General features: G+C 36.5%; 1 protein-coding gene. It reads left to right on the top strand.

All coding sequences use genetic code 11. From position 1 onward, the window contains the following. On the top strand, nucleotides 1–450 hold a 450-nt coding region (locus BIZ39_RS21920; protein WP_187448134.1), incomplete at its 5' end, for a sensor histidine kinase. Between the last annotated feature and the right edge of the window lie 661 nt (nucleotides 451–1,111).

Genomic DNA, 1,111 nt, shown 5'->3' with positions numbered 1-1,111 from the left:
ATAGATATCCACAAATTAGTATCTCAACTTATTCAGATCAAAGAAGCAAGAAATGTTAAGGTAGAGATTAGCTCCAATTTTCAGTTAAGCGTCAAGAGCAATCGCGTTGGAGTAGAATCGATAATAAGTAATCTGATAGATAACGCTATCGAACACGGAAAAACTGATACAGAAATACTTGTGAACTTAGGTGTAAATAGTTCTAGTAATGTTTACCTCAGAGTGACAAATAAGGTGGGGACAGAGGTTAATGAGGATGATCTAAAGCATATGTTTGAACCGCTTTGGCAAAAAGATGCTTCTAGAACATCTGAAGATAACTTTGGGCTAGGTCTTTCTATAGTAAATGCATTGTGCGACGCTGTATGTGCAGAAGTTTCTGTAACCAAAACCACCGAAGAAGACATATCGTTTTTGTTGACTTTTAAAAATGAAACTATTGGTCCGTAATCTTAGGCAGGCTTAAGTTACTGTAACCTTAGCCTTAATAACACTCCTGAAAAGAGAGACTGCGACTTAGCAAGAGAATAAAAATAGGGTAATTCAACTTAACCTAGCTTTCGAATTTGGTATGTGGTGGAGATCAAAAAAGTTTTCGGCCACCTGTTCCTTGTCACGGATAATTGCTGCTGGAACAAGTCAATGCTTCCATTCAACTCATTGGGCGTACAACGATAAAATGACTTTACGATTTTTTTGCAGAGTTCTATCAAGAAACTGTTGAAAAACACTTGCTGACAATAGGTTATCCTAATATAGATTAACGTTACCTGTCTCAATGAATGTCCCGAGATCGATGAAATAATTAGAAACAGCATAAAAATGTTATTCAATTGATACTAGGGAAGATCCGAATAAGTTCCTAACGTGAGATCATGACTGCATGTTAAGTTACATTTTCTACTGCTCGTGAGCCAACAGTTAATTATTGCCAGTAGTCAGCTAAAGCAAGCGCTGATAGCCCTATAAAGAGGTTTTCCTATCACGGATAGACAACTTATTACCGTGCTCACAATTGATAGAAGTGATTGAACTTTTTTATCCTAAAGCTGATATTAATCGCCTTATTCATATGCAGAAAAATAAGTGAAACAGAGAGTATCTATAACCG

Origin of the sequence: Alteromonas sp. BZK5 (genome assembly GCF_014349115.1) — a bacterium.
GTDB classification, from domain to species: domain Bacteria; phylum Pseudomonadota; class Gammaproteobacteria; order Enterobacterales; family Alteromonadaceae; genus Alteromonas; species Alteromonas macleodii.
This window is presented reverse-complemented; position numbering and strand designations above follow the sequence as displayed.